Source organism: Actinoallomurus vinaceus (assembly GCF_039542055.1).
GTDB classification, from domain to species: Bacteria; Actinomycetota; Actinomycetes; order Streptosporangiales; family Streptosporangiaceae; genus Actinoallomurus; species Actinoallomurus vinaceus.
On the sequence record NZ_BAABHK010000035.1, the window covers coordinates 18,365 to 27,421 of the forward strand.

Annotated in this window: 4 protein-coding genes; 1 reads left to right on the forward strand and 3 read right to left on the reverse strand. The window is 71.1% G+C overall.

Translation table 11 applies throughout. The annotated features are described in order from the left end of the window. Complete coding sequence (locus tag ABEA24_RS52930) at positions 1-432, forward strand: YbaB/EbfC family nucleoid-associated protein (RefSeq protein WP_345444573.1); 432 nt, start codon at positions 1-3, stop codon at positions 430-432. A 28-nt stretch (positions 433-460) separates the two neighbouring features. Here ABEA24_RS52930 and ABEA24_RS52935 read toward each other — a convergent pair whose 3' ends face one another. From ABEA24_RS52935 to ABEA24_RS52945, 3 genes are all read right to left on the reverse strand, one after another. Next, positions 461-1,123 carry a hypothetical protein gene (locus ABEA24_RS52935; RefSeq protein ID WP_345444576.1) on the reverse strand — a complete coding sequence of 221 codons (663 nt, stop codon included), beginning with the start codon at positions 1,121-1,123 and terminating at the stop codon, positions 461-463. 4 nt (positions 1,124-1,127) lie between these two features. Then, complete coding sequence (locus tag ABEA24_RS52940; protein WP_345444579.1) at positions 1,128-1,679, reverse strand: hypothetical protein; 552 nt, start codon at positions 1,677-1,679, stop codon at positions 1,128-1,130. Between the two features lie 85 nt (positions 1,680-1,764). Then, entirely contained in the window at positions 1,765-8,700 is a 6,936-nt protein-coding gene (locus tag ABEA24_RS52945; protein ID WP_345444581.1) for a hypothetical protein, read from the reverse strand. Positions 8,701-9,057: the final 357 nt, after the last annotated feature.

Genomic DNA, 9,057 nt, shown 5'->3' on the forward strand with positions numbered 1-9,057 from the left:
ATGATCCCCTACGAGGGAGCCGTCGACGCGAGCAAGGGTATGGAAGGCGTTCGTAAGCAGCTCACCGAGCAGGCCGAGCGGTTCGCGGAGCTGCGGGAGAAGCTCGCCGAGGTACGCGGCCGGGGTGAGGCCGCGGAGGGCAAGGTGGTCGTCGAGGTCGCGCCCGGTGGCGCCCTGAAAAGCGTGCAGATCGACCCGCGGGCCATGAAGCTCGGCTCCGAAGTCCTCGCCGAGGCCGTCCTCGAGGCCGCCGGGAAGGCGTTCCAGGACCTCACCGACCAGACCAGCGAGCTGATGAAGCCGGCATTCGGCGACCCCGAGAAGCTGGCCGAGGAGTGGGGCGCCGGGAAGCCGGACGGACCGGGGTCCCCCAAGGAGGCCATGTCCAGGGCCATGGGGATGTTCGAGGACATTTTCAAGCGCTACTCCTGACCCCGGTGGGGTCGGGCGCTCGGTACGGTCAGGCGGCGCCGCCGCGTCGGCGGCGGGCGTCCTCCAGGCTCTGCTGGTAGAACGCGATGTCCCGGTCCAGCCGGTCGCGCGTGAAGCGGTCCGGGGCCGCGCGGCGGGTCTCGGCGCCCAGCGGCGTCCAGAACGCCTCGTCGGGGATCTCGTCGGCGCCCTCCGGCAGGAACTTCGCGGCCTCTATCGCCGTGTCCCGGGCGAACTCCCAGTCGGCCACCACGGCGCGGTGGCGTTCTTCCGTCGAGTCCTGGGCGTACGCGATGCCCTCCCGCAGCGCCCGCCGCGCGTAGACGGTGCTGAGCTGGATCCACTGGCCGGCGTCGATCAGTTCGGAGGCGTCCGTGCCGAACCGCAGGCCCCGGCGTCGCGCCGCCTCCTCGGTGGAGTAGCGCACCCGCACCTCGATCGGTTCCGGCCGGTCCCGGCCCGCGTCATGGCCCTGGAGGGCGTCCTGAATCCGGTTGCCCTCATGACTTTGACCGGCCTGGTCGGCGTCATCGCCCTGGCCGGCGTCGTCCGCGCCGCCGAAGCGAAGCGTCCAGGCGTCCTGGCCCTCGGTCCGCGTCGTCCGCGCCCGTACGTCGCCGGCCGAGCCGGACTCGGCCGCCGCGAGGTCGAAGTACAGGTACGCCTCGACCAGGGTCCTCGCGTATCGCAACGTCTCAGCCCACTCCTCGCTCGCGTGCCGTCCCGGCGCCGGCCGCTCGCCGGGAAAGGTCCTCCCGCAGTTCGACCAGCCGGGCGCGGGTGAACCGGGCCGGGTCCTGGTCGCGGACGCGCCGCCCGATCTCCGACCAGAACGCCCGCTCCGGCACCCGCTCGGCCTCGGCGCCCATGAACTTGAGGATCTCCTCCACGGCGGCGATCGCGATGGCCAGCGTCCCTCGCGCCTCTTCCGGATCCTCCGCCGCCGCCCCCTCCGCGGACAGGTCGGCCACCCAGAGCCATTGTCCCGCATCCACCAGCTGCGACGGCTCCGGACCGCCGAACGTCGGGAAGCCGACCGGCACGGTCTCCCGCTCGGGCAGGCCGAACAGGTACTCACGCGGTCGGCCACAGCTCGCGCAGGTGCCGGCGTACCGGTTGGCCAGCTCGCCGCCAACGTCGACCAGCGCGCTGTCCCAGGCGGTGTCCACCGATCCACAGTCCTCGCACGGGTGCAGGTCGAGGTAGAGGTACGCCTCGTCCCGGGTCCGCGCTACCGCGAACGGCATGGTCCTTCCCCCTTCCCGATCCGCCGCGTGTCCGACGCGCACCTGGGGCCGCGGCCCGCCACGGCCGGGCCGTCACCCGGCGGGGTCACGCGCCGCCTCCGTGGGTCGGCCCGACGCTCCCCTCGCCGGTCACCTCGCCGTGCCCAGGGTGCGGCCGACCACCGGCCTCGGCCGTCAGCGTTGCCGGCGCGGCCGCCTCCGGCGGGATCGGGACGCCCCGCACGGTGAACTCGGCGCGTACCTTGTCGGCGAACGTGCCCGCACCAGGCTGGTTGAACACCCTGTGCAGATCGATCCCCCGCTCGTCCGCCGTGACCGCCAGGGCCGGGTGCATCCTGCCGAACGCGTCGGCGAACCCTCCGTCGATCCAGGGTTCGTCGTCGCTGCGCAGCGTGCCGTCCGGCAAGGCGGTGTAGCGTCGCACGCCGTCCGGGCCACCGGGCACCTCGATCGAGACCGCCCGGTCGTCCATACGGGCGTCGATGAGCGCTCGCAACAGCGGCGCCGACGGCTTCGCCGGGTCGAACTCGACAGGCTCCCAGCCGCCGCCCGCTTCGCGCCGGCCCGATCCCACGGCGGGCGCGCCGCCGTCCGGGATCTCGGGCGGCGGCGCCGCCTCCTGCCGGGCCCGGGCGTCCGCGAGCTCATGCCCGGCGACCGTCAGGTTGACGCCGCCGTGCGTCACCGCCTCGCGGATGAACTTGCCGTCCCGGGAGATGGTGATCCGGTAATTGCCGGTGAAATCGCCGCTGTGCGCCTTTTGGGTGGTGGCGAACACGTTGTGCTCGAACCGGGCGCCGCCGCTGTCCGAGATGGACCTGGACGCCTGGGCGCCGGAGGACTGTTTGACCCCGAGCCCCAGATCGCCGCTGACTCCGAGACTGCGGCTCGGCGGGAGCAGCTCGCTCCGTGACGCGGACGAGGACTCGGTGTACTCCCGCCGGTCGACCTGGCTGATCTCGGCGCCGCCGACGTCGCGGATCCGCGGGTCCGACAGCTCCATCCGGACGACGGCCTCCACCTCGTGCCGGCCGACCTTGATGCGGATCGGGTAGCCGTCCTGGCCCATCATCTGCTCGACCCGGCCCTGCCGCTGCAGCGCCGACCATTCGTGCTGGAGCCGCCGCTCGACCTCCCACTCCGACCCCTTGCCGAGCAGGTCGACGAAGTTCTCCCGCATGACGTGGTACGGGTTCTCGGGCTCCACCCGCTCGACGGCGAAGTCGTTGCCGATCGTGAGCGGCCGGTGATCGGGCACGTGGTCGGCCGCCGAAGGGCCGGGCTCGGCGGCGTCCCGGACCATCCGCGCCGGCAGTGTGCGACCCACCGTGCCGTGCACCTCGACCGGGACGGGTGCCGGGCGTTCCGCGCTCGGCGGCTTCACCTGTCCCGGTTCCAAGGGGACACTCTCGGCGGTAACGGTGATCTTGACCGGGTGCTCGAGCTGTGCCATGCCCGTCTTGTCGTCGAGCAGGCTGCGCTTCCCCGTCTCGTTCGCGGCCTTGGCGGCGTTCGCCGCTGGGCTGTCGGCGTCCGTCCACATCAGCCGCTTCACTCTGATGTTCTCGTGACCGACGGACGTGGTGACGGACCTGCTGCGGCCGGTCCCGACCGAGCCGCTCGTCGAGCCGCCGGCCGCACGGCCGTACGTCGCGTTGACGTCACCGCCGAGGGAATGGCTCAGGGTTTTGGTCGCGCCGTGTCCCTTGTAGCCGTACGCCTGGAAGATCGCCACCTTCCCGGGGATCTTGTCGTACATGACCGCCCGGCCGTTCCATTCGGCCTTCACCCTGATGGTCAGCATCTTGCTACGGCCGGTCTCGTCCACCACCCGCACGTCGTCCCTGGCTCCCCAGGGGTCGAACATGTTGTCGCTGGGGCCTTCCCAGCGTGCGCCCTCGTACATCTGGGACAGCGCCTGCCGCAGCGTCGGGTCCCGGTCCAGCGCGCCGGGCGCGTTCTTCTCGACCGCCTCCAGGACCGCCTGATGGATGGGCTTGTCGAAGCTGACGTGGTCGAACAGGCTCATGCCCACCCCCTTCTCGTACGGCTCGGGCATGGCCACCTCCACAGGAGGCATTTCCAGATCCCTAGCGTGGGTGGCCACCTCGTTCAGACGGTGTTCCTCGGGCGTCCCGGTCAGATCGTGGCCGACTCCCGTCACCTTCTCCAGCACGTCGCCGAGGAACTCCGGCGTGTGCGACTTGGCCAACGGCGGCAGTTCCGCGCCGGAGTGGATGGCCGCCTGCAGGTCCTCGGCGTACCGGCCGACCACCTTGACGGCGAGGTTCGGACCGAGTTCGGAGCCACCGTTGCCGAGCCGCTCGACGAGGTCGGACATGCGATCCAGGGGGAGGTGGTACTCGTCGTCCAGGTGCATGTTGAGCATGTCGTTCTCGCGCACGGCCAGCCGTGCCCCGACGTCGCCCGACGACTCCCAGCTCTTGCCGGTGAGGTCGTCGGTGACGGTGATCTTCAGGTGTGCGCTCGCCTGGACCGCGACATCCTTGCCGACCTGGATGTCCAGCCGCTCCAGCCCTGTGGAGGAGTTCTTCGACTCTCCGGTCGTCGTGCTTCCGGACCGGGAGAGGTCCGCGCCGCCGTCCAGGCTCGATCCGTCGGCACCATGGTGGCCGCCGCCGACCGAGCCGTTGACGTTCCCGCCCTTCGTGTGCGACGAGGAGGCCGACGTGCCCTCGACGGTCAGGTTGACGTCTCCGGTCACCGAGTCGTGCGAATCGGTGACCTTGGACGGTCCCATCTCGATCTCGGCCTTGATCGTGTAGCTGCGTGGCCGCGGCCCGTGCGGGTCGACGACCACGCTGGTCTCGTATCCGCTCCCCAGCAACTTCTCCTTGGCGCCGCGGAGACTGGACGAGCCGAGGAACGCCTTGGCGCCCTCCGTCGCCAGCACCCTGGCGGGAGCCTTCTCGCTGAGGTCTTTGATCACCCGGCCGGCGTCGATCTGCTCCCAGTACGCGTCCTTCGCCAGCTTCTTCGGCGTCGGCTGTGTGCCCTCCGGGGAGCGGAGACGCTCCACCTCGGCCGGCCGGGCCTGGGCATCCGGCAGGATCTCGCTCGGCCACGCGATCTTCGCCGAGCCGTCCGCGGTGAACCGGCCGACCAGCTTTTGGTTGCGGTCCCGGATCTCTATGTAGGCCTCGTGCCTCATCTCGAAGCTCCGCAGCTGCTTGAGCTCCTTCAGCCCGACGTGGTTGACGAAGGCCGTATCCGACCGGCCGACGGAGTGGCCGCGGTTCACTCCGCCACCGCCGCCGAGATTCGCGTCGAAGCCGGCCTTGTGGTCGCCGAAGTTCTTCCACGCGCCGGAGACGCCACCGCCGCCGGACAAGGACACCGAGTCGTTGACGCCGGTGCTGGACGACTGAGAGTCGATGTTCAGCCCGACGAGGTTCCTCGTCCCGTCCGGGCCGAGATCGGTGACCTCGTCGAAGTGCTGGCGCAGCCCCACCGTGGCCGTGTGGCCGTTGGGCAGCTCGAAGCCCATGCCCTCCTGGCAGAGCTGGTCGTAGTGAGGATCGAAGAACCGCTCCGGGAAGTCCTCCAGTCTCCGCAGGTTCGCGAGCTCGTGCAGGAACTCCATCCGGTCGGGATGGTCCGGCGCGATCGGCATCTCGTTGCCGTCCAGCTTCGGGACGAGACCCCGCTCCTGGAGCGTCGGCATCGCCTTGGTCACGGCTTCGTCGATTCCCGTGATGTCCTTGACCGCCGCGAACCCGGCCCCGCGCATCTGGCCGGGGCCGTCGCCGATGTGCACCGGGATGCCCTTGCGCTCCGACGGCGCGACCGGGCCGTGGTCCTCCGGCGTCGCCACCGAACCGTCGGGGTTGCGGACGATCTCACCCGACTGGTCCACCTTGACCGCCGCCACGTCGACGGGCATGCCGGCCTCGGCGGCGTCCTTCGCCGACAGCCGGATCATTCCGCCGAGGTCCGCCGGAACGGTTCCCAGCGGCCGGTTGTCCGACAGTGAATAGAGGTGTGCCTTGACCACCACTCCGCCCGGCTGGATGAGCTCGGCCTGGGTCCGCCCCACGAAGCGCTCGACGAACACCGCCACCGACGTGCCGCCGACGTTCACCGACTCGGAGTGCGTGACGCCACGGCTGCCGTTCAGCTTCCCGCTGATGCCGACGTTGACCTCGTGCGGTCCGGGCATCAGGTCCTTGGCGCCGCCCCACAACTTGTCGATCGGAAGCGGGATCGAGCCGCCGACCTGCTTGGACACGTTGAACGACTGGTTCCCGGACGTGCCCGAGAGGCCGACGTCGACCTTCTCCAGCCAGTCCACCTTGCTGGAGTGCAGGGCGACGAACTTCCCCAGGTCGAGTTCGGCCTCGAACCGTACGGCCAGGTCCGTGCCGGGGATGGCCCGACGCTCGCCGTTCGGCTTGTTGACCATCTGCCCCAGATGTTCCTTGGCCTCCTGAGTCAGGATGTTCCGCAGCTGGTCCCTGGTGACAGGGTCGACTTCACCCTTCTCCTGGGTGATGGCCGCGACGACGTCGTCGTGCCATTTCTCGAGGCCGCTCAGCTCGGCCACGTGGTGGTGGGGCATCTTCCCGGTGCCCTCACCCGCGGGGAGTTGCACGCTCTCCGGCAGGTCCCGTCCGGTGAAGCTGTTGGACAGCAGCACCTGCATGGTCGGGGAGTCCTCCCGGGTGCCCTCGGTGACACGCGTGACCGGCGTCTCCGGAACGTCATGCCCTGGAATCACCGACACCTTGTAGGTGACCCGGCCGTCCAGTACCCGCACCTCACCGTTCCGGATGTCGACGACCGCTCCGGGTTGCCCGTGCTGGAGGCCGTTTCCGCTGACCGACCGGCCCCGGCCGACATCGACCTCGACGCCGGGACCGAAGTTCTTCAACACCGCCTTGGCGCCGTCCAGGATCGGGTGGACGCCATCGGGGATCAGCATGGCCAGCTTCGACGAGTCGACCGAGACCGCCGTGGTCTGGGTGCGCGCGGCGGTCGCGCTGTGCCCGTGGCCGCCCTCCGCGAATCCTCCGCTCATCGACTCGGCGGGGTCCATCTCCGGCTTGACCTCGACCAGGTCGGTCACCTCGGCCTGGATCCGCACGAACGCGCCGGACTCGTCCAAGGGCACCAGCGCGCCGCTTTCGGACAGGAGGTCGTGGGTGCTCCCGCGCAGGGTCTTCTCCAGCGCGTCGGGAGCGAACCTGCTGGTGGAACCGGCCGCTTCGACAAGCTCGTTGGTCGTCTCGGTGAGCTTGTGCAGGTGGGCCAGCGGACCCATGATCTCGCCGCCGGGCAGGGCGGCGTCCGGCGGCATGGTCTTGTCCATCGCGTGGCCGTACGACGCCAGGTCCTCCACGCCCCTCTTGACGAGGATCGCGGCGGCGCTCGCGGTGGTCCTGGCGGTGGAGGGGTCCGGATGCTCCGTGAGCTGGTTCAGGCAGCGCTGCGCCGCGTCGTAGGTGATGTCGGCTTGCCGCGCTTCCTTCAGCGCCTTGTCGTACCCGTCGGCGATCTCCGTGTGGCGCACCTGCCGGTCCAGCGCCGCCTGGCCGTCGGCGACCGCGTCGGTGGCGCGGGTGGCCGCGGCGTGGTCACGATCGCTCGCGGCCTTGGTGACGTTGTCGAAGGCGGCCTGGACGTCCTTGCCGGCCTCGTCGGCCAGTTTCCGGTGCTCGGCCACTCGCTCTTCCAGCGCCGTGATGTCGTTCCGCAGCGATTCGCGGACCTTGCCGACCTGGTCGGTCAGCTCGGTGATCCGGGCGGCCTCCGGCGTGGTCGAAGTGGTGGGGCGCTCCGCCGGCAGGATGCCGTCGGCTCCGCTGACCCACGGCGGTGACGGAGGAGTACGGCCCTTCTCGCGCATATCACGCGCCAGGTCGTTGATCTCCCGTACGTAGTGCGCCCGCTCCACCGGGTCGGTGGCATTCAGGTACTTGTCCGCGAGGTATCGGTGCTGGTTGTAGCCCGACGCCGACCGGTCTCCGTGCCGTCCGGGACCGATCGCGTCCAGGCAGCGGCGGATGATGCCCTGGCCGGCCCTCGCCTCGGCGGCCGAGACCCGCTGCAGCGTGTCGGTCATCTGGTGCAGCACCGTCCGCGGCAGCTCGTCCGCGGCCTCGGCGACTCGTTCGGGCGGCAGGTGGGCGGCCTGCGCCGCCTCTTTCGACATCATCCACGGCGCGCACGTCATCTCGTGCGTTCGACCGTCCGCGCCGACCCGCGTCCGCGCCGCAGCTCCGTCCGTATCGCCGACGCTCACGTGGAACTCGTGCACCGCTCCCGACTCGGTCCGCACCCGCAGCGTCGCTGTGTCCGGATTCCACTCCAGGCCGGTCACTCCCCGGCCCAGGTGCTCCGGCCGCAGCTCCGCGATCGCCGACCCGACCTCGTCGATGCTCAGAGGATCCAGGTGCGACGGCCGAGGCGGCGCGGGCACCGTGCTCCCGGCCGCGTCCGGTGCCGAATGGACGCCTCCGGGGGCACTCCCCTTCGGCGCGGTACGCGGCGCGCCCGGATCGGGCGTCACCGGAGTGGACAGAGCGGAGGCCAGTTCCTCCGCCTGGTGGACGAGCTCCCGCGCCGCCGGCTCGTGCATGCCCGGCCGCATCACCGGGCTCGGCTCGGGCCTGGTCTCACTCACGGGCCAGTTCGCGGCCAGGTCCGCCCGCTCCGGGTGGGCCGACAGGGTCTGGTGAGCCAGCTCGGTGGCGACCGGACGTATCTCCGGGGAATTCTCGGCGAGCCGGTGCAGGGCCTCCAGCCCGCCCTCGAGCGGGTGCCCACCGGTTGACCGGGCGATCTCTGCGCCCAGCCACCTGGCCGCCTCTGCACACAGGCGTTCGTTGGTGACGCCCTCGGCCGCCCGCACCGCGAGCCGGTCCTGCGCCTCGCGAAGGCGTTCGTACGGCAGGTGGACCGACCGGCCGTCGGCGCCGGTCACCCGCACGCCGCCGTCCCGCAGCGGCATGCCGTCCGGTGCGACCGCCCGCCGCGCCTCGTCCATCGCGTTCCGTGCCATGCCGGTCGGGTCGGGCGTCGCATGGGGCGTCCGCCCCGTCGTGGCCGTGGGGTCGCCCGATGGGGTAGCGGTGTGCCCCTCACCGGGTTTCGTACCGCTGCCGCTTTCGCCCGGCTTGGTGCCGGTGTGGCCTTCACCGGGTCTCGCGCCGTTGCCGCTTTCACCAGACCTCGGGCCCTCTCCGGACCCTGAACCGGCCTCACCAGGCCGGGGGCCGTTACCCGCCTGGCTCTCGGGGTGGCCGGAGGTGTCGCCGGGCCGGGATCCCGTCCGGCCGTTCAACGCCTCGGCGATGCTGGGGCGTGCCGACTCGCCGGGGCGGGCCCCGCCCGGACCGGTCTCGCCGGGCCGTGCCGG

Excerpts from the sequence above, each read along its gene's own strand:
- ABEA24_RS52940 (WP_345444579.1), bottom strand. The coding sequence starts at position 1,679 with ATGCCGTTCGCGGTAGCGCGGACCCGGGACGAGGCGTACCTCTACCTC.
- ABEA24_RS52945 (WP_345444581.1), bottom strand. The coding sequence starts at position 8,700 with ATGGCACGGAACGCGATGGACGAGGCGCGGCGGGCGGTCGCACCGGAC.
- ABEA24_RS52930 (WP_345444573.1), top strand. The coding sequence starts at position 1 with ATGATCCCCTACGAGGGAGCCGTCGACGCGAGCAAGGGTATGGAAGGC.